This is a genomic window from Ancylobacter sp. (assembly GCF_965279025.1).
In the GTDB taxonomy this organism is placed as follows: domain Bacteria; phylum Pseudomonadota; class Alphaproteobacteria; order Rhizobiales; family Xanthobacteraceae; genus Ancylobacter.
This window is the reverse complement of the sequence record NZ_OZ257132.1, coordinates 2,850,827-2,876,301: the sequence shown is the minus strand read 5'-3', so window position 1 is coordinate 2,876,301 and position 25,475 is coordinate 2,850,827. Positions and strand designations below refer to the sequence as shown.

At 68.9% G+C, this 25,475-nt stretch carries 21 protein-coding genes; 5 read left to right on the top strand and 16 right to left on the bottom strand.

The features are described 5' to 3' along the window. Positions 1–136: 136 nt before the first annotated feature. A complete protein-coding gene (locus ACQY76_RS13145; protein ID WP_428029183.1) occupies positions 137–2,815 on the top strand; it encodes a PAS domain-containing sensor histidine kinase in 2,679 nt (892 codons plus the stop codon). A gap of 157 nt (positions 2,816–2,972) precedes the next feature. Beyond that, entirely contained in the window at positions 2,973–5,090 is a 2,118-nt protein-coding gene (locus tag ACQY76_RS13140) for a DEAD/DEAH box helicase (RefSeq protein WP_428033009.1), read from the top strand. A 9-nt stretch (positions 5,091–5,099) separates the two neighbouring features. Here ACQY76_RS13140 and ACQY76_RS13135 read toward each other — a convergent pair whose 3' ends face one another. Next, positions 5,100–7,022 carry an AsmA family protein gene (locus ACQY76_RS13135; protein WP_428029182.1) on the bottom strand — a complete coding sequence of 641 codons (1,923 nt, stop codon included), beginning with the start codon at positions 7,020–7,022 and terminating at the stop codon, positions 5,100–5,102. A gap of 225 nt (positions 7,023–7,247) precedes the next feature. On the opposite strand from ACQY76_RS13135, the gene ACQY76_RS13130 reads away from it, so the two are divergent. Next, the gene (locus tag ACQY76_RS13130; protein WP_428029181.1) at positions 7,248–9,245 is read left to right on the top strand and encodes an acetoacetate--CoA ligase; all 1,998 of its coding nucleotides are present in this window, start codon (positions 7,248–7,250) and stop codon (positions 9,243–9,245) included. Positions 9,246–9,381: 136 nt separating this feature from the next. Here ACQY76_RS13130 and ACQY76_RS13125 read toward each other — a convergent pair whose 3' ends face one another. From ACQY76_RS13125 to coxB, 15 genes are all read right to left on the bottom strand, one after another. Next, on the bottom strand, positions 9,382–11,046 hold the full coding sequence (locus ACQY76_RS13125) for an ABC transporter permease (RefSeq protein WP_428029180.1): 1,665 nt from the start codon (positions 11,044–11,046) through the stop codon (positions 9,382–9,384). Positions 11,047–11,140: 94 nt separating this feature from the next. Beyond that, complete coding sequence (locus tag ACQY76_RS13120; protein ID WP_428029179.1) at positions 11,141–12,181, bottom strand: extracellular solute-binding protein; 1,041 nt, start codon at positions 12,179–12,181, stop codon at positions 11,141–11,143. 282 nt (positions 12,182–12,463) lie between these two features. Further along, on the bottom strand, positions 12,464–12,940 hold the full coding sequence (bfr, locus tag ACQY76_RS13115) for a bacterioferritin (RefSeq protein WP_428029178.1): 477 nt from the start codon (positions 12,938–12,940) through the stop codon (positions 12,464–12,466). Positions 12,941–13,141: 201 nt separating this feature from the next. Continuing rightward, positions 13,142–13,600 (bottom strand): (2Fe-2S)-binding protein, encoded by a 459-nt coding sequence (locus tag ACQY76_RS13110; protein ID WP_428029177.1) that lies wholly within the window; start codon positions 13,598–13,600, stop codon positions 13,142–13,144. 167 nt (positions 13,601–13,767) lie between these two features. Beyond that, entirely contained in the window at positions 13,768–14,424 is a 657-nt protein-coding gene (locus tag ACQY76_RS13105) for a GNAT family N-acetyltransferase (RefSeq protein WP_428029176.1), read from the bottom strand. A 21-nt stretch (positions 14,425–14,445) separates the two neighbouring features. Next, positions 14,446–15,660 (bottom strand): M16 family metallopeptidase, encoded by a 1,215-nt coding sequence (locus ACQY76_RS13100; RefSeq protein ID WP_428033008.1) that lies wholly within the window; start codon positions 15,658–15,660, stop codon positions 14,446–14,448. Positions 15,661–15,728: 68 nt separating this feature from the next. Then, positions 15,729–17,138: a threonine synthase gene (thrC, locus tag ACQY76_RS13095; RefSeq protein ID WP_428029175.1), complete on the bottom strand. Its 1,410-nt coding sequence runs from the start codon at positions 17,136–17,138 to the stop codon at positions 15,729–15,731. 203 nt (positions 17,139–17,341) lie between these two features. Continuing rightward, positions 17,342–18,088, bottom strand: coding sequence for an SURF1 family protein (locus tag ACQY76_RS13090; RefSeq protein ID WP_428029174.1), 747 nt, complete (start codon positions 18,086–18,088; stop codon positions 17,342–17,344). Further along, entirely contained in the window at positions 18,085–18,471 is a 387-nt protein-coding gene (locus ACQY76_RS13085) for a DUF983 domain-containing protein (protein ID WP_428029173.1), read from the bottom strand. Before ACQY76_RS13085 ends, ACQY76_RS13090 begins: the two co-directional genes overlap by 4 nt. A gap of 103 nt (positions 18,472–18,574) precedes the next feature. Beyond that, positions 18,575–19,411 (bottom strand): cytochrome c oxidase subunit 3, encoded by an 837-nt coding sequence (locus ACQY76_RS13080; protein WP_428029172.1) that lies wholly within the window; start codon positions 19,409–19,411, stop codon positions 18,575–18,577. A 73-nt stretch (positions 19,412–19,484) separates the two neighbouring features. Beyond that, positions 19,485–20,114 (bottom strand): cytochrome c oxidase assembly protein, encoded by a 630-nt coding sequence (locus ACQY76_RS13075; RefSeq protein ID WP_428029171.1) that lies wholly within the window; start codon positions 20,112–20,114, stop codon positions 19,485–19,487. A 7-nt stretch (positions 20,115–20,121) separates the two neighbouring features. After that, positions 20,122–20,304: a hypothetical protein gene (locus tag ACQY76_RS13070; protein ID WP_428029170.1), complete on the bottom strand. Its 183-nt coding sequence runs from the start codon at positions 20,302–20,304 to the stop codon at positions 20,122–20,124. 22 nt (positions 20,305–20,326) lie between these two features. Next, positions 20,327–21,283, bottom strand: coding sequence for a heme o synthase (locus ACQY76_RS13065; protein ID WP_428029169.1), 957 nt, complete (start codon positions 21,281–21,283; stop codon positions 20,327–20,329). Between the two features lie 154 nt (positions 21,284–21,437). After that, positions 21,438–23,030 (bottom strand): cytochrome c oxidase subunit I, encoded by a 1,593-nt coding sequence (gene ctaD / locus ACQY76_RS13060; RefSeq protein ID WP_428029168.1) that lies wholly within the window; start codon positions 23,028–23,030, stop codon positions 21,438–21,440. 62 nt (positions 23,031–23,092) lie between these two features. Next, positions 23,093–23,986, bottom strand: coding sequence for a cytochrome c oxidase subunit II (gene coxB, locus ACQY76_RS13055; RefSeq protein ID WP_428029167.1), 894 nt, complete (start codon positions 23,984–23,986; stop codon positions 23,093–23,095). Positions 23,987–24,296: 310 nt separating this feature from the next. Between coxB and ACQY76_RS13050 the strand changes: the two genes are divergently transcribed. Both ACQY76_RS13050 and ACQY76_RS13045 read left to right on the top strand, forming a co-directional pair. After that, positions 24,297–24,818 carry an invasion associated locus B family protein gene (locus ACQY76_RS13050; protein ID WP_428029166.1) on the top strand — a complete coding sequence of 174 codons (522 nt, stop codon included), beginning with the start codon at positions 24,297–24,299 and terminating at the stop codon, positions 24,816–24,818. Positions 24,819–24,828: 10 nt separating this feature from the next. Then, a complete protein-coding gene (locus tag ACQY76_RS13045; protein ID WP_428029165.1) occupies positions 24,829–25,464 on the top strand; it encodes an HAD family hydrolase in 636 nt (211 codons plus the stop codon). The last annotated feature ends 11 nt before the right edge of the window (positions 25,465–25,475 follow it).

The following is a 25,475-nucleotide window of genomic DNA, read 5'->3' as shown; positions in this document are numbered from 1 at the left end:
GGTGAAGCTGCAGCGACAGGCGGGCTGACGCATGGCAAGGCGCCTCCGCCCGCATTATTGTTGAGATGCGGCGGCGGCTCCTTTCCGGGCCCGGCACCGGCATCCGGTTCGCACCGGCGGGGTCACTCAGGCGATCATGAACACACCGACGGACGGTTTCGGCAGCGCGGCGACGCAGGCGCTCCGCGCCCAGGCGGCCACCGCCCTGGCGGCGGCGGCGCCGGCTGTGCTCGCCCATGTCGATGGCACGCTGATCGCCGCCAATGCCGGAGGCCGCGCGCTGCTGGAGACCGGCAACCTGGCCGCCGCGCTCGCCGCCCTCGCCCCGCGCCTGTCCGCCACGCTGCGCCCGGCGCGGCCGGCGCGGCTGGAGCGGCTGCGGCTGCCGGGCCGGCTGACGCCCGCGACCTTCGCCTGCTCCCTGCTCGCCGCCGGCAGCGCCCGCGCCGTGCTTCTGGTCGGCCTCGATGCGGTGCCCGCCACCGCGCCGGCCGAGCCGTCCACCCCGCTCACGGCGCAGGAGCTTCTGCCCATCCCCGCCCGCTTCACCTGGAGCACCGGCGTCGATGCGAGGCTGAACCGCATCGACCCGCGCCTTGCCGCCGCGCTCGACCGCGCGCCGGACGAGATCGCCGGCCTTGACTGGCGCGCGCTCGGCGCTCCCGGCCTGCACCAGGCGGTGCTCGACGGGCTGAGCTTCAACCATCTTCCCGTGCGGCTGCCGACCGGCCGGGGCGACGCGCTCGATGTCGAACTCGGCGGCGCGCCCATTCGCGGCGCCGGCATGCGCGGCTTCGGCGTGGTGAAGGGCCGCCGGCCGCTGGAGGCGATTGCCGAACCGCTCATGGCGCCGCCGCGCGCGGCCAACCCGGCTCCCGCCGTCCCCGCACGTCCCGACGCAGAGCCGCAGCAGCCCGCCGCGCCCGATGTTCCTCCCATGCGCGTCACGTTGAGCCTGGTCCCCTCGCCCGCCAATGTCGTGCCGCTGCGCGCCGGCAATGGCGAGGCTGGCCGCGACAATGTGCGCGCCTCGTGGGAGGGGCTGTCGACCGGCGAGCGCAATGCCTTCCGCGAGATCGCCCGCGCGCTTGGCGCCCGGCTGGAGGGCGTCGACGATCCCGCCGATCCGGCCGAGCCGACCTCTGCCGGGCCCGCGCCCGTGGCGGCCGCGCCGCTCGAGCCCGCTTTCGCCAAAGCACCCGTACCGCTGCCGGAGGTGCCGGCGAACGATGCGACGCCCGACGCGGCGGCGCGGCGTGAGGGTGAGAGCGAGGGCGAGGGCGAGGGCAAGAGCGAGGGCCTGCGCCGCTTCCTGGCCGATGAGAGCGAGCGCCCGGTGCTGGACCGGCTGCCGCTCGGCCTTCTCGCCTTCCGCGGCGACCGGCTGCTCTATGCCAACCGCGCCTTGCTGGAATGGACCGGCCATGCCGAACTCGCCGCCATCGAGGCGGCAGGCGGGCTCTCCACCCTGTTCGGCGCCACGGCCGCGGCAGAACCCGACGAAGACCGCCCGCTGACGCTTGTCGGCGCGCAGGGCGAGGCCATCCGCGTCGATGCGCGGCTGATGTCCACCCCCTGGGAGGGCGGCCCGGCGATGCTGTACGTCCTCCACCGCGCCGCCGCCCCGGTGCCGGCGGCCGTCGACCCGTTCGCCGATGAGCGCCTGCGGCAGGCCGAGCTCGCCTTGCGCGAGGCGGAAAGCGCGGGGCGCGAGCTGCGCGCCATTCTCGACACCGCCACCGACGGCGTGGTGCTGATCGACGCCGCCGGCACGGTGCTGTCGATGAACCACCCGGCCGAAGCGCTGTTCGGCTTCAATGCCGGCGAGGTGCAGGGCGAATCCTTCACCCTGCTGCTGGCCCCCGAAAGCCACCGCGCCGCCGTGGACTACCTCGACGGCCTCGCCTCCAACGGCGTCGCCAGCGTGCTGAACGACGGGCGCGAGGTGATCGGCCGCGTGCGCGAGGGCGGGCTCATTCCGCTGTTCATGACGGTCGGCCGGGTCGGCGACGACCCCACCAAATTCTGCGCCGTGCTGCGCGACATCACCCAGTGGAAGCGCGCCGAGGAGGAACTGATCGAGGCCAAGCGGCTCGCCGAGCGCGCCAACCTCGCCAAGTCGGACTTCCTCGCCAAGATCAGCCACGAGATCCGCACCCCGCTCAACGCCATTATCGGCTTCTCGGAAGTGATGATGGAGGAGCGCTTCGGCGGCATCGAGAACCAGCGCTACCGCGACTATCTGCGCGACATCCACGCCTCGGGCGAGCATCTCATCTCGCTGATCAACGACCTGCTCGACCTCTCCAAGATCGAGGCCGGCAAGCTCGAGCTCGCCTTCACCAGTGTCTCGCTGAACGAGATGGTGCAGCAATGCATGGGCATCATGCAGCCGCAGGCCAATCGCGAGCGCATCATCATCCGCTCCTCGCTCGCCACCGATTTGCCGCCCGTGGTGGCGGACGCCCGCTCGATCCGGCAGATCGTGCTGAACCTCGTCTCCAACTCGATCAAGTTCACCCAGCCCGGCGGCCAGGTCATCCTGTCGACGACGCTGACCGAGGAGGGCGAGGTCGTCCTGCGCGTGCGCGACACCGGCGTCGGCATGTCGGAAGCCGACGTGACCATCGCCATGGAGCCGTTCCGGCAGATCACCACCTCGTCGCGCGCCGGCTCCGGCGGCACGGGCCTGGGCCTGCCGCTGACCAAGGCGCTGGCCGAAGCCAACCGCGCCGCCTTCAACATCCGCAGCGCCGTGGATGTCGGCACCATCGTCGAGATCATCTTCCCTTCGACGCGGGTGCTGGCCGAGTAAGGGCGGCCGGCGCAAGGTGCCGCGCAGCAGGCATGCTGGCAGGAGAGTGGCGTCGGCGCGCCTCACGGATTAAGGAAGGGGTTTCCAGACATTTTCCGATGGCTCCCCTCCGACGCCTGACGATACTGCGAGACAGGTGGACCCAGCCGTGCCCTTCATGACAACCAACCCGGCGCTTGCCCGCGCGCTGGCCGAGCGGGACTACAACAACCCGACGCCGGTGCAACTCGCCGTGCTGGCGCCCGAGGCGTCCTCGCGCGACCTCCTCGTCTCGGCCCAGACGGGCTCGGGCAAGACCGTCGCCTATGGCCTCGCCATGGCCGAGACGCTGCTCGGCGTGGAAGAGCGCTTTGCGCCCGCCGGGGCGCCGCTCGCGCTGGTGGTGGCGCCGACGCGCGAGCTGGCGCTGCAGGTGCAGCGGGAATTCGTCTGGCTCTATGCCGCCACCGGCGCGCGCATCGTCTCCTGCGTCGGCGGCATGGACCCGCGACAGGAGCAGCGCCTGCTGAACCAGGGCGCGCACATCGTCGTCGGCACGCCCGGGCGCCTGCGCGACCATCTGGAGCGCGGCCGGCTCGACCTGTCGGCGCTGACGGTCGCGGTGCTCGACGAAGCCGACGAGATGCTCGATCTCGGCTTCCGCGAGGACCTCGAATTCATCCTCGACGCCACCCCGCCGGAGCGGCGCAGCCTGCTGTTCTCCGCCACCATGCCGCGCGGCATCACCGCGCTTGCCAAGCGTTACCAGCGCGACGCGCTGCGCATCGAGGTGGCGAGCGCCGAGGGCGGCCACGCCGATATCGAATACCGCACCATCCGCGTCGCCCCGACCGAGGTCGATCATGCGGTGGTGAACGTGCTGCGCTTCTACGACACCCCGAGCGCCATCGTGTTCTGCAACACCCGCGAGGCGGTGCGCCGCCTGCACGCCATGCTGCAGGAGCGGCAGTTTTCCGCCGTCGCGCTTTCCGGCGAACTGAGCCAGAACGACCGCAACCACGCGCTGCAGGCGCTGCGCGACGGGCGGGCGCGGGTCTGCGTCGCCACCGATGTCGCCGCGCGCGGCATCGATCTGCCCAATCTCGGCCTCGTCATCCACGCCGACCTGCCCAACGACACGGAAAGCCTGCAGCACCGCAGCGGCCGCACCGGGCGGGCGGGGCGCAAGGGCGTGAGCGTGCTGCTGGTGCCGCCGTTCCGGCGTCGCCGCGTCGAGGACATGATGCGCGGGCTGGGCATCGCCCCCGCCTGGTCGGGGCCGCCGACCTCCGAGGAAATCCGCAAGCTCGACCATGAGCGCATGCTGCGCGACGCGGTGCTGACCGACGAGCCCAACGAGGAAGACCTTGCCGCCGGCGGCACCCTGCTCGCCGCCCATCCGCCCGAGCACCTCGCCGCCGCGCTGGTGCGGCTCTACCGCGCCGGCCTGCCGGCCCCGGAGGAAGTCGCCGACCCCGGCGAGCCGCGCGGCGGCGCCGTGCGCGACCGTGCCGCCGACCGCGAATTCGGCGGCGGGGCGGGCGCCGGCAGCGCCTGGTTCCGTCTCAATGTCGGCCGCCGCAGCAATGCCGACCCGAAATGGCTGCTGCCGCTCATCTGCCGGCGCGGAAACGTGACGCGCAAGGAGATCGGCGTCATCCGTATCCTCGACGAGGAGACCGCCTTCGAGGTCAGCCTCGCCGCCGCCGACCGCTTCGCCAAATCGGTGCGCAAGATCGAAGGCGGCGACGTCGTGATCGAGCCGCTGCCCGGCGGTCCGCCGGAGGGGCGCTCCACGCGTCCGCCCGCCGGCAGGCCGATGCGCGACAGGCCCCAGCCGGACAGGGCGCCGCATGCCAAGCCGGCCTATGAGAAGCCGGTCTATGACAAGCCGGCCTCCGAGAAGCCTCCGCACGAGGCGCCCTTCCGGGAGCGCAAGCCGCGATACGAGCCCTCATCGGCAGGCCCGGCCGAGGGCAGGCCGGACCGCGCCATGCCCCAGCGGGAGAAGACCCCGCACCGCAAGGGCGGGTTCGAGAAGCCCCGCGAATGGGACCCATTGGCCAGGACCGACGGCGAAAAGCCGGCGACGAGCCCTCGCCCGCCGGGGTTCGACGGCAAGCCGAAACCCCGGCCGGAGGGCCGGAAGGAAGGCAAGACGTTCGAGGGAAAACGCTTCGAGGGCGCCAAGCCTGACTTTAAAAAGCCGGACGGCAAGAAATCGGACTTCAAGAAGCCGGATTTCAACAAGCCGGACTTCAAGAAGCCGAAGGGCAAGCCGCCGCGCCGTCCCTGATGGCGGGTGTCAGGGGGCCGGCGCGGAGACGTCCAGCTTCTCCGAGCCGCCGAGCAGCGCCCGCCCCGCGCCCGACCGGCGGATAAGCGCCTGCGGATCGGGCAGCACGATCGGCCGCTGCCAGTCGCCGCGCACGATGAAGGGCAGCTCGAACGCCACTTCCGTCGGCTTGGCGGGCGTGGCGCCGTCGTTCGCGGTGGTCGCGCCAACCGGCGCCGCGACCCCGCCCGGGCTGGCGGCCGGCAGCACGGCGGCCGCAGCGGCGCCGTTTGCCCGGGTCGCCATGGCCGGCGCCGCCCGCACCAGCTGAGCCACCCCGCTGAAATCGAGGGCACGCAGCGCGACGGAGCTTTCGCCGGCCAGCGCCACATGCAGCGTGTCGCTGGTGAGATCGAGACGGTCGAGCTTCACCACCCCCCCTCGGATGCTGGCGTCGACGACGATGTCGGCATAGGGCGTGCGCCCGCCGCGCAGGTCGCCGCCGCCGGACAGCGGCCGCTTTTCCAGCCGCGTGAGGATGCGCCCGACGTCGATGCCGACCAGCGCGCCCTTCTCGCCGCTGAGGGTGAAGGCGCCGCTCAGATTCTGCGCGATATCGAGGATGCTCGCGCCCCCTCCCGCCGCCGAAAGCCGGAACGATCCGGTGCCCTGCAACTGCTGGAAGTCGAACAGCTGGCCCAGCGACCGCCGCAGCGCCACATCGTCGCCGGAGAGGTCCACGCGCATGTTCACGCCGGGCCCGGCATCGCGCGGGGCCAGCTGTGCCGAGGCCCGGAAAATGCCGCCCCACGCCTCCGCCTCGCCGATGGTGAGCGAGAGGCGCCCGCCCTTCGCGGTGGCGCTGGCCGCCATGCGCTGGAGCTCGGCGCCGCCGAAGCGCACCTTGCCGGCAGAGAGCCGCAGGTCGACATCGAGCGCCCGGGTGCGACTGAGATCGATGTCGTCGCGGCTCCATGTCCCGTCATGGGGATTGGAGAAGGTCAGCTCGCCATAGGGCGTGAGGTCCACCGATTCGCTGGCCAGCGAGCCCTGCAGCATCGCCCGCTCGCCATCGATCCGCAGATTGAAGGCGCCCATGCCGGAATTGCCATCGAGGTCGATCCGCGCCTGGTTCAGCACCGCGCCCTGCGCCGAGAGCAACGCCACCGCCCGCAGCTCGAAAGCGCCGAAGCCGCGTTCGGTCGGCGCCTCCATGCCCAGCCATTCCAGTGCGCCGCGCAGCTCGCGCGCGCTCGCGGTCAGGCTGCCGGTCACGACCGGGCCGCCGGCGATGCGCGCGCCGCCGCTGAAGGACAGCGCCGCCGGCGCGCCGGACAGCGACAGGTTCAGCCCGCCCGCGCCGCCCGTGGCGAGCGCATCGAGCCCGGTCAGGCTGGCGTCGATATCGACCGGCTCGCCGCGCCAGACCGCTTTGCCGGCCGCCCTGACGCTGTGCCCGCCGCGCCAGTCGATGGCAAGGTCGGCCTGCGGGATCAGCACCTCCGCGACGCCGCCGCGAGTGATCCTGAGGCTGCCATTGGTCACGACGAGATCGCCGCGCGTCTCCGCCGTGCCGAGCGCCGCCACAAAGCCGCCCAGCGCCGCGAGGCCATCGCCGGGATCGGTCAGGGTCAGGCTGGCATCGGTGAGTTCGATGTAGTCCGCCCGCGCCCGCCCGGTCAGCAGCGGCAGCACGTCGAGCACCACGCGCGCCGACGTCACGTCGAGGCGCGCACGCGGGTCGTCGATGCTCATCCGCTCGATAGTCAGCGCCGGCCAGGGCAGCACCGAGAAGGTCACGCTGCCGATCACCGGCGGGTGGTGCGTCGCCGCCGCGATCATCGCCACGGCCTCGTCCCGCAGCCGCTCCTCGGAGGCGAGCTTCGGCGCCAGAACGGCGGCAGCCAGCGCCCCGGCGAGCGGCAAAAGGAGGAAGGGAAGGAACTTCTTCATTGCGTCGTCATGCTCCCGGCACTCGCTACCGCACAGGTGCGAAGCCGCGCAAGCAAAGGCGCGCCCAACAGGCACGATCGAGCGCGGGTGCCGTACCAAAGTTGCCGCAACATGTTGGCCGTCTGTGTCTGTTTGATGGCCTGACAGGAGAACCGCCCGGCGCTATGACTGCTGCACTGCGAAGCAACGCGGTGACGGGACGAGACCGGCAAGGGGACGGAGCCAATGGGCGGGACGGGTCTGGGCGAGGCGGGTTTGCAGGGTGCCGGCGCGGAACCGCTTTGGAGGCCCAGTCCTGAACGGGTTGCGGGCACGCAGATCGCCGCGTTCATTGCGCGGGTGAATGCCCGCCACGGCACCGCGCTCGCCGATTACCGCGCACTCCATGCGTGGTCCATCGCCCACCCCGCCGCCTTCTGGGAGGAGATCTGGGACCTCGGCGAGGTGATCGGCACGCGCACCGGCCCCTCGCTGGTCGATGGCGACCGGATGCCCGGCGCGCTGTTCTTCCCCGAGGCCCGGCTGAACTACGCCGAGAACCTGCTGCGCCCGCGCGACCCCTCCAGCCTGGCACTGGTGTTTCGCGGCGAGGACAAGGTCGAGCGCCATGTCAGCTTCGGCGAACTCTGCGATCTCGTTTCGCGCCTGCAGCAGGCCCTGCGCGCGGCCGGCGTCGGGGTTGGCGACCGTGTCGCGGCCACGCTGCCGAACCTGCCCGAAACCATCGCCGTGATGCTCGCGACCTCCTCGCTCGGCGCGGTGTTCTCCTCCTGCTCGCCGGATTTCGGCGAACGCGGCATTCTCGACCGCTTCGGCCAGATCGAGCCCAAGGTCTACGTCGCCTGCGACGGCTACTGGTACAATGGCAAGCCCGTCGCTATCGCGGAGAAGCTGCGTGCCGCCGTTCCGCATCTGCCGAGCGTGACGCGCACGGTGATCGTGCCCTATCTCGGCCGGGCGGAAGAGGTGGCCGCCGGCCTGCCCAACGGGGTGACGCTCGACGCGTTCATCGCCCCCTATGCGCCCGCCCCCCTCACCTTCGAGCGGCTGCCCTTCAACCACCCGGCCTTCATCCTGTTTTCCTCCGGCACCACAGGCGTGCCGAAATGCATCGTCCACGGCGCCGGTGGCACGCTGCTCCAGCACATCAAGGAACACCGGCTGCAATGCGACCTCGTGCCGGGCGACCGGCTGTTCTACTTCACCACCTGCGGCTGGATGATGTGGAACTGGCTGGTGACCGGCCTTGCCAGCGAACTGACCCTCTGCCTGTTCGACGGCTCGCCCTTCGCGCCCGCGCCTTCCGTATTGTGGGACTACGCGCAGCAGGAACGTTTCGCGCTGTTCGGCACCTCGGCCAAATACATCGATTCGCTGCGCAAGGAAGGCGTGCGGCCCGGCGAGACGCACGACCTGTCGGCGCTCAGGGCGATGACCTCGACCGGCTCGCCGCTGGCGCCGGCGGATTTCGCCTATGTCTACGAGGCCATCAAGCCGGACCTCCACCTCGCCTCCATCTCCGGCGGTACCGATATCGTCTCCTGCTTCGTGCTCGGCGACCCGACCGCGCCGGTCTACAAGGGCGAGATCCAGGCGGCCGGCCTCGGCATGGCGATCGAGGTGTGGTCGGACGAGGGCACGCCCGTCACCGGCGAGCGCGGTGAACTGGTCTGCACGAAGCCCTTTCCCTGCATGCCGGTGATGTTCTGGAACGACCCGGAAGGCGCCAAGTACCGCGCCGCCTATTTCGAGCGCTTTCCCAACATCTGGTGCCATGGCGACTTCGCAGAGTGGACCGCGCATGGCGGGCTCATCATCCATGGCCGTTCCGACGCCACGCTGAACCCCCAGGGCGTGCGCATCGGCACCGCCGAGATTTACGCGCAAGCCGAGCAGATCCCCGAAATCGTCGAGGCCATCGCCATCGGCCAGGAGTGGGACAATGATGTGCGCGTGGTGCTGTTCGTGCGGCTGAAGCCGGGTGTCGAACTCGACGCGGAACTCGACAGGCGCATCCGCACCCAGATCCGCATGGGAGCCAGCCCGCGCCATGTGCCGGCGCGCATCGTCGCCGTCGCCGACATTCCGCGCACCCGCTCGGGCAAGATCACCGAACTCGCGGTGCGCGACGTGGTGCATGGCCGCCCGGTGAAGAACACCGAGGCGCTCGCCAACCCGGAATCGCTGGAATTCTTCCGCAACCGGCCCGAACTGGCGGAGTAGAGGTGTGGCGGGCGCACGTCACGCCCTCCCGTCTTCCCCGGGCTTGGCCCGGGGATCCAAATCTTGGCCCTGCGCGCCAACGTGCTTCGAGGCCGGGCTGCGCCCGGCACCGCCGAGCCTCGAAGGACGCACACCCTCACCCCTGCCTTGGCCGGCTCAGCCGCGCCAGCAGGATCACCGGCACGAGGCCGACCAGCACGATGAGCAGCGCCGCCAGCGCGCCGTCCTCATAGGTGCCGCGCGCGGCCTCGGCATAGACGTGGCTTGCCAGCGTCTCGAAGTTCAGCGGGCGCAGCATCAGCGTCGCCGGCAGTTCCTTCATGCAGTCGACGAACACCAGCAGCGCGGCGGTGCCCAGCGCGGGGCGCAGCATCGGCAGGTGGATGAGCCGCACCACCCCGCCCGGCTTCTCGCCGAGGCTGCGCGCCGCCATGTCCAGCGTCGTGCCGATCTTGCCATAGCCGGCCTCCAGCCCGCCGACCGGGATGGCGAGGAAGCGGATGACATAGGCGATGATCAGCGCCGCGCCGGAGCCGGACAGCAGCAGGCCGGTGGAGATTCCAGTGAAGCGCTGGCTCAGGCCCGAGACGAGATTGTCGAAGCCGGCCAGCGGCACCAGCAGTCCCACCGCCAGCACCGTGCCGGGGACGGCATAGCCCAGCCCGGCGAGGCGCAGCGCCAGCCCGGAGCGCAGCGCCCCGGAGCGCAGCGCCACCACCACGGCAAAGCCGAGCAGCAGGGCGAGCGCCGTGCCGAGCGCGGCGAACAGCGCGGTGTTCACCGTCTCGACGAGGATCGTCTCGGAGACGCCATGGAACGACACCCGCTTCCACGCCGCGAGGGCGAGATGCCCCGCCGGCAGGATGAAGCCGAGCAGAACGGGGAGCAGGCAGGCGAGGAAGGCGAGCACGGCCGCACCGGGGCTGAGCGTGCGCCGCGCCGGCGGGCGGGCGCGGTCGCCGATATTGCCGGTCTTCAGATGGCGGCGCCCCCAGCGCTCCAGCATCACCAGCGCGAACATGACGACCAGCATGCACAGCGCGATCTGCGCCGCGCCGGGCAGGCTGGAGCGGTTCAGCCAGGTGGAATAGATCGACAGCGTCAGGGTCTGCACGCCGAGGAATTCGGAGGCGCCGATGTCGTTCACCGTCTCCATCAGCGCCAGTGTCACCCCCACCGCGATGGCCGGGCGGGCGAGCGGCAGGGCGATGCGGAAGAACGCCTCCCCCGCCCCCGCCCCCAGCGTGCGGGCGGCGTCGAGCACCGAGGCGGTCTGCACCAGGAAGGCGGCGCGGGCCGAGAGGTAGACATAGGGGTAGAGCACCAGGCCGAGCAGGATGATGCAGCCCGGCAACGAGCGCACCTCCGGCAGCCAGAGATCGCGCGGGCGGAGGCCGAACGTGCTGCGGATCAGCGTCGGGATCGGCCCGAGCGGGTGCACCGCGTCGACATAGACGAAGGCCTGGATATAGGTCGGGATGGCGAGCGGCAGCAGCAGCGCCCATTCGAACACGCCGCGCCCGGGAAAGCGGCACACCGCCACCAGCCACGCCGTGACGGTGCCGACAATGCCGACGAAGACGCCGACGCCGGCGACCAGCAGAGTCGTCTCGGTGAGCGCATGCGGGATGACGTTGGCGATGAGATGCGGCCAGAGGTCGCCCGACCCCTGCAGCGCTGTCCAGGCCAGCGCCAGCAGCGGCAGCAGCACCAGAAGCACGACCGCCCCCGCTGCCGCCCTCAGCAGAGGATGGCCGGAGGCGGAAACGGTCCGATGGGCGTCGGTGATGGCCACGTTCATGTCACGAGACGTCCCGGGGCACAGGGCACCCCGGGATCGATAGACGTGTCGGAGGATGGCAGGGCGTCCGCATGGCCGCCCCGCCGCGTGGGGATCAGTTGTCGAAGCCGACCTTGTCGGCGAGGTCCGCCGCCGCCTTGCGGGCCTTGGCGAGCGCGACCAGATCGACATTATCGACCTTCAGCGGGCCGAAGGCGGCGATGATCGGGTCGACCGGCGCGCCGGGCACCACGGGATACTCGAAATTACCCTTGGCGTAGAGTTCCTGCGCTTCCGGGGAGACGAGATATTCCAGCAGCTTGACGGCATTGCCCTTGTTCGGCGCGTTCTTGGCCACGCTGGCGCCGGAGATGTTCACATGCGTGCCGCCGCCCTCGAAGGTGGGGAGCACGACATTGATCGCCTTCGCCCATTCTTCCTGCTCGGGGCCGCCCTTGCCGGAACGCATCAGGCCGACATAGTAGGAATTGGCGAGGCCGAGATCGCAGATGTCGCCGAGAATGTCGCGCGCCACTTCGCGGTCGCCGCCGGCGGCCTTGCGGGCGAGGTTGGCCTTCACGCCCTTCAGCCACTCCTCCGCCTTCGCCTCGCCGTGATGGACGATATAGGCGGCGATCAGCGCGGTGTTGTAGGGGTGCTTGCCCGAACGGATGCAGACCTCGCCCTTGAACTTCGGATCGGCGAACTCCTCATAGGTGATCGCCGTGGCCTTCACCCGGTCCTTCGAGGTGTAGGCGACGCGGGCACGGGCGGAGAGCGCGAACCAGTCGCCATTGGCGCCGCGCAGATTGGCCGGAATAGCCTTCGCCAGCACGTCCGAGGTCACCGGCTGGGTCACGCCCTGGTCGACCAGGTCGAGCAGAGCGCCGACATCCACGGTCATCAGCAGGTCGGCCGGCGATCCCTCGCCCTCCGCCTTCACGCGCTCGGCGAGGCCGTCCTTCACGAACACGCTGTTCACCTTGACGCCGGTCTTCTCGGTGAAGGCATCGAACAGCGGCTTGGCGAGGCCCGGCTCGCGGGTCGTGTAGATGTTGACGACCTCTTCGGCGGACGCGGCCATCGGCGCGAAGGCCAGGCTGGCGGCGATGAAGCCCCCCAGCGCAAGGCGGGCGAGAACGGGCTTGGCGTGCATCGGCGTCTCCTGCGTGCGGATCGCCGATCAGCAGGCGATCGCATGGTTGACCTTACGTCTACCGCAGGCGGTATCCGACGGACGCCCGCCGGTCAACGAAAAGCTAAGTGACGTCAATAGCTTGGAATAAGTCTAATCAAAAACTGGAGCGACAAGCCAGCCGGCCGCTGGGGAAACGGCGCGGGGTGGGCACGGCCAACCCGGCACGCGGCGGGCTGAAATGCCGAAGGCCGGTCTCGCGACCGGCCCCCTTTTCGAACATGCCGATGATGTCTGGAACGTTCAGTCGAGCCCGCCAATATGGTGCTGGGCGTAGAGCTGGATGCCGAGATTGGCGATCAGGTCGAGCTGGGTTTCGAGGAAGTCGATATGGCCTTCCTCATCCGCCATCAGTTCCTTGAACAGGTCGCGGCTGGGATAGTCCTGCACGGAATCGCAATAGGTTGCGGCCTCCTGGTAGAGCGCCCGCGCCTCGATCTCGGCGGCGAGATCGCACTCGATCACTTCCTTGATGTCCTGGCCGATGCGCAGCGGGTCCAGCACCTGCAGGTTCGGCAGGCCTTCGAGGAACAGGATGCGATCGACGAAGCGGTCGGCATGCTGCATTTCCTCGATCGACTCGGCGCGCCACTTGGCCGCGAGCTTCTTGAAGCCCCAATTGTCCAGCATGCGGTAATGCAGCCAGTACTGGTTGATCGCGGTGAGCTCAGACCGAACGCCGCGGTTGAGATATTCGATGACTTTTGAATCGCCCTTCATGGCGGCGCCTCTCCTTCTTCGAGCTTGCACCACCTGTTTAGAAAAATTCTAATGAATAGGCAACCGTTCTGTGGCCCCTTGCCGTCGACCGGGCAGGGTTTTCACCTGTTTCGCCCATGCACGGGCGGCCGGCTTCCATCGCCGGCGACGGGGCTGGCGGGTTGGTCCATGCAGAGTCGGAAAACAACCGCAGCGGCAGCGTCACTCGGCGGCGACGGCAAGGCCCAGCGAGCGCGAGGGGCGCGAATGAGCGTGCTCGCCATGAGCATGCTCGCCATGAGCATGCTCGCCATGCGCATGCCGCCCGTGCGCGTGGGTGTTCTCGCCATGAGGGCGCGCAGCATGGGAGTGGGTGGCATGTGTATGGGCGGCATGAGTGTGCGCGGCATGGGCGTGCGCGGCCTGCCCGTTCTCTCCGTGCAGGTGCGCGGGCTGTCCCGGCGCCTGTGCCGAAACGGGGCACTCCAACGGGCAGGCCGAGCAGGCGCTCGCGTTCACGTCGTCCAGCAATTTGCGAATGGTGCGCGCGCAGCGCCCGCACTGGGCACTGCAGCCGAGACACCGGTACACCTGCCCCACCGTGCGGACAGGCGCCTGCGTCTCCGTCACCGCGCTGCGGATCTGGCGATCGGAAAGCACATTGCAGGAACAGACGATCATCGCGGCGCGAAACCGTAGCTTTCAGGCGTTTAGAATTATTCTAAATTCTGCCTTCGTCTTCTGTTTTCGCGCTATTCCGCCAGGCCGTCAATCGGCAAAAGCCGATCTGCCGATCATGTGAGGCAATCGTCTTGGCCTTTACGCCAACAGCTTTGAGATGTTCCAGACTAGCGCGGTCCGCTCATCTCTCTTCCACTTTCGAACGGCACTAAACTGGCCGTCTCGAAACCGGGCAATCGGGCAATCGGGTCGCCGGCCAGCCGGGCATAGAGCACATGGTCCTGCCAGGTGCCGTTGATGCAGAGATATTCGCGGCCATAGCCTTCGCGGTGGAAACCCGCGCCCTCCAGAAGCCGCATCGAGGGCGCGTTGTTGGGCAGGCAGGCCGCCTCGATACGGCGCAGGCCCAGCGTAGTGTGGGCGAAGGGCAGCAAGGTGCGGACGGCGGCGCTCATATAGCCTCGTCCGGCAAAAGGCGCGCCCATCCAGTAGCCCAGGCTTGCCGTCTGGGTCACGCCACGGCGCACATTGGAGAGCGACACCCCGCCGAGCAGCGCCCTGTCGGCCCGCCGGATGACGAGAAACGGGTAGGCCGCATCCTCGCGCACGTCGCGCAGATAGCGCCGCATCCGGCGCCGGAACGAGCCGCGCGTGAGATCATGCACCGGCCAGATCGGTTCCCAGGGGACGAGAAACTCGCGGCTGCGCTCGCGCAACGCCGACCACGCGGCGAAATCCGCCATTTGCGGCATGCGCAGCAGCACGGTCTCGCCTTCGACGAGCATCGGAGGCTCATGCCAGGAAACCGTACGAAACAGAGCCATGGTCGCTGCCGGGCCGGCGGATTATGCCGCGCTGAGACGTTCCGCGATGCGCGCCGCCGATTCAAGCGATTTTCCCGGTCCGAGCGCCGTAAAGGTCGGCCGTCCGCGCCCGACAAGCGCCTTTCCGGCTGCCCGCGCATCGTCCAGCGTCACGGCCTCCACCTTGGCGACGATCTCCTCGAGCGGGATCGGCCGCCCGAAAGCCAGCATCTGCCGCGCCAACTGGTCCGCCCGCGCGCCCGAACTCTCCAGCGCCGCCAGCAGCCCGACCTTGGCCTGCGCCTTCGAGCGCGCAAGCTCCGCCTCGGTCATGGTGTCGATCGTCGCCAGTATCTGGTCCACGGCGACGTCGACCAGTTCGCTGACATCGCCGCCATCGGTGCCGGCATAGACGCCGAACAGGCCGGTATCGGCATAACCCCAGTGGAAGGAATACACCGCGTAGCACAGGCCCCGCGCCTCGCGGACCTCCTGGAACAGCCGCGACGACATGCCCCCGCCCAGAATATTGGTGAACACCTGCAGCGCGTGGATGCCCGGATCGCGATAGGAAAGGCCGGGAAGGCCGATCAGCAGGTGCGCCTGCTCCAGATCGCGCCCGCCGCCGATCTCGACGCCGCCCTCGTAGCGCGCCGGCACCACGGCCGGCTTGTCCTCGGGGGCGAAGCTCGCGAAACGCTGCGCCGCTTCCGCCACTAGCGCCTCATGCTCGACCGCCCCCGCCGCCGCGACGATCATCTTCGGCGCGCGGTAATTGCGCGCGAGATAGGTGCGCAGCCGGTCCGGGCCGAAGGAGCGCACGCTTTCCGGCGTGCCGAGGATGGAGCGGCCGATGGGCTGGCCGGGAAAGGCCCGCTCCTGGAACAGGTCGAACACCAGGTCGTCGGGCGTGTCGAGCGCGGCGCCGATCTCCTGCTCGATCACATTGTGCTCGCGCGCCAGTTCCTCCGGGTCGAAGGCCGGTGCGGCGAGGATGTCGGACAGCACGTCGAGCGCCAGCGGCATGTCCTCGCCCAGCACGCGGGCATTGTAGGAGGTGTGCTCGACGCTGGTCGCGGCGTTGATGTCGCCGCCGACCGCCTCGATCTCCTCGGCAATGCCCCGCGCCGAGCGGCGGCGCGTGCCCTTGAACGCCATGTGCTCCAGCAGATGCGAGATGCCGTGCTCGTCCGCTTCCTCGTCGCGCGAGCCGGAGCCCACCCAGATGCCGAGCGAGGTGGTCGCCAGATGCGGCATGGAATCGGTAACGACGGTGACGCCGTTGTCGAGCGTGGTGATGCGCGGTCCGGCGGGGAAGTCCTTGCTCACGCGGCACTCTCCGAGGCCCGGGCGTGCCGGGCGATATAGGCTTCGATGGCGGTGATGTCGTTGGGCAATGTCGGCGTGCGCTCCGGGCGGTCCATCAGGTCGGCGAGGTGCGGCGGCAGCGCCGGGCGCTCGCCGCAGGCCCGCGCCACCGCGTCGGGGAACTTGGCGGGATGGGCGGTGGCGAGCACCACCTGCGGCACATGGCGATCATGCGCGATGCGCTCGGCCACCGAGACCGCGACCGCCGTGTGCGGGTCGAGCAGATAGCCGGTCTCCGCCCGCACCCGGGCGATGGTCTCGACGGTCTGCGCCTCGTCGGTGCGGCCGGCGTCGAAATCGGCGTGGATCGCCTTCATCGCCGAACTCGGCGGCGAGAACGCGCCCGACTGCCCCAGCGACGCCATCAGCCCGCGCAGCGCGCCCGCATCGCGGTCCAGCGCCTCGAACAGCACGCGTTCGAAATTCGACGACACCTGGATGTCCATGGAGGGCGAGGACGAGGGCACCACGCCGGTCACCTCGTAGCGCCCGCTGGTCAGGGTGCGGGCAAGGATGTCGTTCACATTGGTCGCCACCACCAGCCGGTCGATCGGCAGGCCCATGCGCTTGGCGACATAGCCGGCGAGCACGTCGCCGAAATTGCCGGTCGGCACCACGAACGACATCTTGCGGTGCGGCGAGCCCAGCGCGGCGCCGGCGACGAAATAATACACCACCTGCGCGACGATGCGGGCCCAGTTGATCGAGTTGACGCCGGCGAGATGCAGCCGGTCGCGGAAGCCGAGATTGTTGAACAGCGCCTTCACATGCGCCTGGCAGTCGTCGAACGTGCCCTCGATGGCGATGGCGTGGACATTGGCGTCCGGCACGCCGGTCATCTGCCGGCGCTGTACTTCGGAGACGCGGCCGGCGGGGTAGAGGATGAACACGTCGGTGCGCGCGCTGCCCCGGAATGCCTCGATGGCGGCGCTGCCGGTGTCGCCGGAGGTGGCGCCGACGATGGTGGCGCGCTGGTCGCGGACGGTGAGCACATGGTCCATCATCCGGCCCAGCAACTGCATCGCCACGTCCTTGAAGGCGAGCGTCGGGCCGTGGAACAGCTCCAGCACGAAGCGGTTGGGGGCGATCTGCACCAGCGGCGTCGTGGCCGGGTGGCGGAAGCTCGCATAGGCCTCCTCCAGCATCGGCTTCAGCACATCCGGCGCGAAGACGGGATCGACGAAGGGCGCGATCACCCGCCCCGCGACCTCGGCATAGGAGCGCCCGGCCAGCGCCGCGATCTCCGGCGGGGCGAGCACCGGAAAGATTTCGGGCACGTAAAGACCGCCGTCGCGCGCGAGGCCGGCGAGCAGGGCGTCGGAGAAGGCGAGCACGGGGGCTTCGCCGCGGGTCGAGATATAGCGCACGCGCGCCTCCGCTGGAGAAAGTGGCCGCAACCTAGTGGTGGGGGCCGCCGGGCGCAAGCACGGGGCCGAAAGGACGGGCGCAAGGTTGAGAGCAACGGCCGGGGGGCGCGGCGAGGCGCTCCCGTCTTCCGGATACGTGACGCCGTAGGCGGAGCGCCGATCCGGGACCCAACGAAGACAACACCTCGGCGATCCCGCCCCGCTCAGCGGCGCCGCACCCGGCCCCAGGCATAGGCGGCGAACACGCCGAGCAGCGAAGCCGCGAGGCCGAACCAGGTCAGGGCGTATTCAAGGTGCCGGTTGGGAAACGCGATCCGGGTGAGCCCGCCGCGCGGCAGACCGCCGGCGTTGGGGCTCGCATCCGCGTCTATGAGGAAGGGGGCAACGCGCACCAGTTCCTTGGCGCTGGCAATCGCCTCCGGGTCCCGCACATACCAGTTGTCGCCGGCAGGATCATTGGCCGGGGTGAACGCCGTCGCCTCTTCCGGCAGGCGCAGCAGGCCGGTAACGGTCACGAGGCCGTCGACCTGCCCTTCCAGCCGCGTCGACGGCGCCTTGCGATCGAGCGGCACGAAACCGCGATTGACCAGCACGAACGACCCGTCGCCCAGCCCGAGCGGCGTCACCACCCAATAGCCGGGGCCGCCGAAACCGTCCGGCTCCTGGTCCACCAAGGCGTAGACCTGCACTTCGAGATCATGGCGGAAGCGGCCCTGCGCGGTGACGTGGCGATATTCGTCGCGGGCAAAGTCGATCTCGCTCCAGTTGGTTTCCGGCGGCAGATCCACCGGTGCCTGATGCACGCGAGCCTGCACCTGCGCGATGAGCGACTGCTTCCAGGCGAGGCGCTCCAGCTGCCAGACGCCGAGGCCGACGAGAACGCCGAACGCCACCAGCGTCGTGAGCGCCACCGGCAGCAGCCTGCGCCAGGATGACGTGGTGAGGCTCACGCATCCCCCTTGTCGAGACGGCCTTCCTGCGCGCGCTTGGAATATTGCAGGGCGATCAGCGTCGCCTTCAGCGGCCGCAGCAGGCCGAGCGTCGAGATGAGGACCAGCGGCGTCCACAGCAGGGCATGCACCCAGAAGGGTGGCTGCCAGGTGAGTTCCACCCACAGGGCAAGGCCGACCACCAGCGCACCGGCGGCGAGGATGATGAACACCACCGGACCGTCGCCGGAATCATCGAAGCTGTAGTCGAGCCCGCACTGCGTGCAGGCGGGCGCCACGGTGAGGAAACCCGTGAACAGGCGGCCACGCCCGCAGCGCGGGCAGCGGCAGGTCAGGCCCGCCGTGTAGGGCGAAACATCGCTATGGAAAGGCTGAAGGTCCATGCGCGGCTTCTACTCCCTATCGGCCGGGCGGCACCAGCCGCAATCGCGCGCCAAACGAAAAGGGCGGCCTTAAGCCGCCCCCCGCCTGACTTTAGCGATGACGTCAGTGCGCCGCGCCGGCACTGCCCCACACATAGATGAAGGTGAAGAGGAACAGCCACACCACGTCGACGAAGTGCCAGTACCACGCCGCCGCTTCGAAGCCGAAATGGTGCGTCGGGGTGAAGTGGCCGGCATAGAGGCGGCCCAGGCACACGGCGAGGAAGATGGTGCCGACGATGACGTGGAAACCGTGGAAGCCGGTCGCCATGAAGAAGGTGGCGCCGTAGATGTTGCCCGAGAAGGCGAACTCGGCATGGCTGTACTCGAAGCCCTGCAGCATCGAGAACAGCACGCCAAGGCCGACCGTGAGCCACAGGCCCCACTTGGCGCTCTGCCGGTCACCATGCACCAGCGCGTGATGCGCCCAGGTGAGCGTCGTGCCGGAGGTCAGCAGGATCAGCGTGTTCAGCAGCGGCAGGTGCCAGGGGTCGAAGGTCTCGATCCCGGTCGGCGGCCAGTGACCGCCGGTGACCTCGGCGCGGGCGTAATTGATCTCCTCGCCGACGAAGAGCGAGGCATCGAAGAAGGCCCAGAACCACGCCACGAAGAACATCACTTCGGAGGCAATGAACAGGATCATGCCGTAGCGCAGATGCAACTGCACCACCGGGGTGTGCGCGTGCTCGTGCTCCGCCTCGCGGATGATGTCCCGCCACCACACGATCATCGTGTAGACGACGCCGATGAAGCCCGCGATCATGACCAGCGAGGTGAGCTGGCCATGCATCCAGAACACGGCGCCCACCGCCAGGATGAAGGCGAAGATCGAGATGACGAACGGCCACGGGCTCGGGTCGACGAGGTGGTAGTCGTGATGCTTGGCGTGGGCGTCAGCCATGGGTCGCGCTCTCCGTTCCGTCTGCTTCTCTAGCGGGCCGTCGGCGCGGCCGCAATGTGGCGTTCCGCCCCCTTCACAGGGGCGCTTTCCCGTCCTTCGTCTTGCCGGCGGCGAGCGGGGTCGCCTTGGGGAAGAAGGTATAGGAAAGGGTGATGGTCTTCACGCCCTTCATCTCCGGATCCTCGGCAAAGGCGGGATCGACGAAGAAGACGACGGGCATATCGAGCGTCTCGCCAGGCTGCAGCGTCTGGTCAGTGAAGCAGAAGCACTGCATCTTCGCGAAATGATAGCCCGACTGGGCGGGGGTGACGTTGTAAGTCGCCGACGCCGTCACCGGCTGCGAGCTGCGGTTATGGGCGCGGTAGAAGGCCAGCTTGGTCTCGCCGACCCGCACGGTGACGGAGCGCGCCTCCGGCTCGAAGCTCCAGTCGAGGCCCGGCGAGATATTGGCGTCGAACCGCACTTCCACCGTGCGCTCCAGCGGGGCGGTAGGCGCCGCGCCCGCCACGCGGGTGGCGCCGCCGAAGCCGGTGACCTGGCAGAACATCTGGTAGAGCGGCACGGCGGCATAGGCGGCACCGACCATGGTGGCGACGAAGGCGGCGCAGCTCAGCGCCACCACGCGGTGGCTGCGGGAGCGGCGACGCTCCGGGCCTTCTGCCGCGCCGCGGGCTCCTACCGGGTCTTCGCGTCCTGCTGCCATTGCACCCTCACAGCGGCCGGATCAGCACGGCGGGGCCGAGCTTGACGATGGTGACGGCGTAGAACAGCACGCATAGCGCTGCGAGCACCAGCGCGATGGCGACGGAGCGCGCGCGCCGGCGGCGCTTCTGCTCCTCTGTCAGCACCACGCCTTCGGGCTCGAGGCCCGGCATCTTGTTGTCGTCGGTCATTCCAGCACCTGCCAGCATGCGCTCACAGCCCGAACCAGGCCGGCGCGACCGCCTCCACGAGGAGGACCGCGAAGAGCAGGAAAAGAAAAAGGATCGAGAAGCCGAACAGCCGGCGGGCCGCCAGCTCGGCCGGCGCGCCCTCGCGGCGGCGATACACCTGCACCGCCAGCAGCAGCATCAGCGCGCCGGAAATGCCCGAGACGATGCCATAGGCGAGGCCCGCCATGCCCAGAAAGAAGGGCGACATGGCCAGCGGCACCAGCAGCAGCGTGTAGAGCAGGATCTGGCGGCGGGTCTCGGCGGTGCCGGAGACGACCGGCAGCATGGGCACGCCGGCGCGGGCATAATCGTCGGACTTGTAGAGCGCCAGCGCCCAGAAATGCGGCGGCGTCCAGAAGAAGATGATGAGGAACAGCAGCACGCTTTCCAGCCCGATGCCGCCGGAGGCCGCAGCCCAGCCAACCATGGGCGGGAACGCGCCGGCAGCGCCGCCGATGACGATGTTCTGCGGCGTCCAGCGCTTGAGCCACATCGTGTAGATGACGGCGTAGAAGAAGATGGTGAAGGCCAGCAGCGCGGCGGAGAGTTCGTTGACCAGCAGGCCGAGCACCAGCACCGAGCCGACCGCCAGCGTCATGCCGAAGGCCAGCGCCTCGCCGGGCGTGACATGGCCGGCGGGGATCGGGCGGCGGCGGGTGCGGGTCATCACCGCGTCGATATCGGCGTCCCACCACATGTTGAGCGCGCCGGAGGCGCCGGCGCCGATGGCGATGCACAGCAGTGCGGTGAAGGCGATCAGCGGGTGCACCTCGCCCGGCGCCCGGACGATGCCGACCAGCGCGGTGAAGATCACCAGCGACATGACCCGCGGCTTCAGCAGCGCGACATAATCCGCCACCGAGGCATAGGACGGCGCATCGAGCGCGCGCGGCTCGCCGCCGGGTGTCAGTTCATATTCGCGCGAGGCGACGTCGCTCATTCATTCACTCCGGCGCCGCCATGGGGCGACGCTCATCTCGCGGCAGGTCCGCAACGGGGCGGAACATCTGCCGGCAGAACGGGCGGGGTTTTCCCCGCCCCTTGCGCGACCGGCGCGGAGAACCGCGCCGGGCTTTCTCAAGCTGTGCGGCCGATCACTTGATCTTCGGCAGCACGTCGAAATGGTGGTAGGGCGGCGGCGAGCTCAGCGTCCATTCCAGCGTGGTCGCGCCCTCGCCCCACGGATTGGCGCCAGCCGGCACCTTGGCCGCGAACATGCGGTAGATGCCGAACAGGAACACCAGCACGGCGAAGCCGGAGATGTAGGAGCCGATCGAGGAGACGAAGTTCCAGCCGGCGAAGGCGTCCGGATAGTCCGCATAGCGGCGCGGCATGCCGGCGAGGCCGAGGAAGTGCTGGGGGAAGAACACCAGGTTGACGCCGACGAAGGTCATCCAGAAATGGATCTTGCCGATCGTCTCGCTGTACATGTAGCCGAACATCTTCGGCGCCCAGTAGTACCAGCCGGCGAAGATGGCGAACACCGCGCCCAGCGACAGCACGTAGTGGAAGTGCGCCACCACGTAATAGGTGTCGTGCAGCGCGCGGTCGATGCCGGCATTGGACAGCACGACGCCGGTGACGCCGCCGACCGTGAACAGGAAGATGAAGCCGATCGCCCACAGCATCGGCACCCGCATGGAGATCGAGCCGCCCCACATGGTCGCGATCCAGGAGAAGATCTTCACCCCTGTCGGCACGGCGATGATCATTGTCGCGGCGACGAAATAAGCCTGCGTCGAGGACGAAAGACCGACCGTGTACATGTGGTGCGCCCACACGACGAAGCCGACGACGCCGATCGCCACCATCGCATAGGCCATGCCGAGATAGCCGAACACCGGCTTGCGCGAGAAGGTCGAGACGATGTGCGAGACGATGCCGAAGCCCGGCAGGATGAGGATGTACACTTCCGGGTGGCCGAAGAACCAGAACAGGTGCTGGAACAGGATCGGGTCGCCGCCGCCGGCCGGATCGAAGAAGGTGGTGCCGAAATTGCGGTCCGTCAGCAGCATGGTGATGGCGCCCGCCAGCACCGGCAGCGACAGCAGCAGCAGGAACGCGGTCACCAGCTGCGACCAGGCGAAGAGCGGCATCTTGTGCAGCGTCATGCCGGGGGCGCGCATGTTGAGGATGGTGGTGATGAGGTTGATCGCGCCGAGCACCGACGAAGCACCGGCGATATGCAGCGACAGGATCAGCAGGTCCATGGCCGGGCCGGGATGGCCCAGCTTGGAGGAGAGCGGGGGATAGATCGTCCAGCCGCCGCCGAAGCCGTTGGTGCCGGGCGCGCCCTCGACGAACAGCGACAGCAGCGCTAGCGCGAAGGCGGGCGGCAGGAGCCAGAAGGCGACGTTGTTGATGCGCGGGAAGGCGGTGTCTGGCGCGCCGATCATCAGCGGGATGAAGTAGTTGCCGTAGCCGCCGATCATCGCCGGCATCACCATGAAGAAGATCATGATGAGGCCGTGGCCGGTGGTGAACACGTTGAAGGTCTGCGGATCGGAGAAGATCTGCATCCCCGGTTCCTGCAGCTCCATGCGGATGCCGATGGACAGTGCGCCGCCCACGATCCCCGCGATGATCGCGAAGATCAGGTACATCACGCCGATGTCCTTGTTGTTGGTCGAATAGACCCAGCGCTTCCAACCCGTCGGGTCGCCCGCGTGACCGGCTGCGTATGCCATGGAACCGTCCCTCATTCGCGCCCTTTCGGGCGCTTCGCAACTTCAATTCGCCGAAACGGCACTCAGCGAGCGGAAACGCCCGGCACGTCGCCCTGCGCAACACGCGCCGGTGCTTCCGTTGCCGCGAATTCCTGCTTCGCCTTCTCGACCCAGCCGGCGAACTCTTCCTCGCTCACCACCCGGATGGCGATCGGCATGAAGGCATGGTCCTTGCCGCAGAGCTCGGAGCACTGGCCGTAGAACACGCCTTCCTTGGTCGCCTGGAACCAGCTCTCGTTCAGGCGGCCCGGCAGGGCGTCGATCTTCACGCCGAAGGACGGCAGGGCGAAGGAGTGGATGACGTCGGCGGCGGTGACCTGGATGCGCACGATCTTGTTCACCGGCACGACAACCTCGTTGTCGACGGCAAGCAGGCGCGGCTGGCCGGGCTTGAGGTCCGCTTCCGCGACCATCAGGCTGTCGAAGCTGAAGGCGCCGTTGTCGGGATATTCGTAGGACCAGTACCACTGGTGGCCCGTCACCTTCACGGTGAGGTCGGCCTGCGGCAGGTCCAGCTGGTGGAACAGCAGCCGGAACGAGGGGATGGCGATCGCCACCAGGATGAGCACCGGCACGACGGTCCACGCCACTTCGATCAGCGTGTGGTGCGTCGTGCGTGACGGCACCGGGTTGGCCTTCTCGTTGAAGCGCACGATCACCACGACCAGCAGCGCCAGCACCAGCAGCACCACTGCGATGATGATCACCAGAAGGAAGAAGTGGAACGAATGCATGCTCTCCATCACCGGAGAGGCGGCACCCTGAAGATCGATCTGCCAGGGCGAGGGCTGGCCGGTTCCCGCCAGTGCGGCCCCGGTACCAGCCAGCGCCAGCATGCCGAACACCCCACCGGCAAGGCCGGCGGCCGTGCGCGCAGCATTGCGGATCCACGAATTCATCGCGAACGTCACTCCCATCAGCTTCCCCGCGACCCGGACAAAGCGACAGCGATCGCGTGCCAGGACGGCGACATTTGATCCTCATCAAACACAAAAAGGACACGTGGGCAACGCGACAACAGGGCTCCCCTCCTGCGACATGACGTCGGGTGCCTGGAACCGTTCTATCTCCAAGGGGCGGTGGATTGCCGCATTCTTGACATCACGCTCGGGCTTCTACCGCTGCCTGCCCGAGAGCGGCCGAAACGGGGAAGATGCACGATTCGCCTTGTCCCCCGCCGCCGATTCTTTAGAAGACATAGCGAACGACACTTTTCTGGAGACAGCCATGCCCGGCTTCGCGGCCCTCCGTTCAGCCATTGTCGCGGCCATCGCCGCCGCGGCGCTGTTCGCCACCGTTCACGGGGCGGCGGCGCAGGGCGTCGTGCGCTCCGTCCATGGCGAATGGCAGATCCGGTGCGACACGCCGCCGGGCGCCCAATCCGAGCAATGCGTGCTGCTCCAGAGCGTGCAGGCCGACGACCGGCCGAATGTCGGCCTCACCGCCATCGTGCTCAAGATGCGCGACAGCGGCAAGTCCCTGCTGCGTATCCTGGCGCCGCTCGGCGTGCTGCTGCCGTCCGGCCTCGGCCTCATCATCGACGACACCCCGGTGGGCAGCGTCGGCTTCGTGCGCTGCGTGCCCAATGGCTGCGTGGCCGAGGTGGAGATGGACGCCAAGCTGATGGAGCGCCTGCGCAACGGCAAGAAGGCCATCTTCGTCATTCGCGAAACGCCCGAGCCGGATGAGGGCATCGGCATCCCGCTCAATCTCAACGGGTTCGGCCAGGGCTACGACGCGCTTCCGTGAGGCGGCGGCGGTGACGGCCCCCGCTGAACCGACCACCCCGCCCCGCCTTGTCATCTTCGACATGGACGATGTGCTGCTGCGCTATGACGTCGCCGCGCGCCGCACCGCCATCGGCGCCATGGCCGGGCTCTCCGCCGACGATGTCGCGCGGCTGATCTGGGACAGCGGCATCGAGGATGCCTCCGATCTCGGCCATCTCTCCCCCGACACCTATCTCGAAGCCATAGCGAAAGCGCTCGGCGTGCCCTTCGGCCGCGCCGACTGGCAGCGCACCCGCGCGCTCGCCATGACGCTGGACCCGGACGTTCTCGCGCTCGTGCCGCAGGTGAGCGCCCGGGCGCGCATCGCGCTGCTGACCAATAACGGCCATATCATGCGCGAGCATTTCGACGTGCTGGTGCCGGAACTGCGGGCGCTGTTCGGGCCGGCCATGCATGTCGCCTGCGAGTTCGGGGCGAAGAAGCCGACCCCTGCCGTCTATAAAGGTCTCGCCGCGCTCTACGGCGTCGCGCCGCAGGATGCGGTGATGATCGACGACAAGCCGGCCAATGTCGCGGGCGCCCTTGAAGCCGGCCTGCGCGCCCACCTTTTTACCCGTGCCGCCGAACTCGCGACGTTCCTGCGGGCGCACCATATGGTGGCCTGAGCCACCCCTGC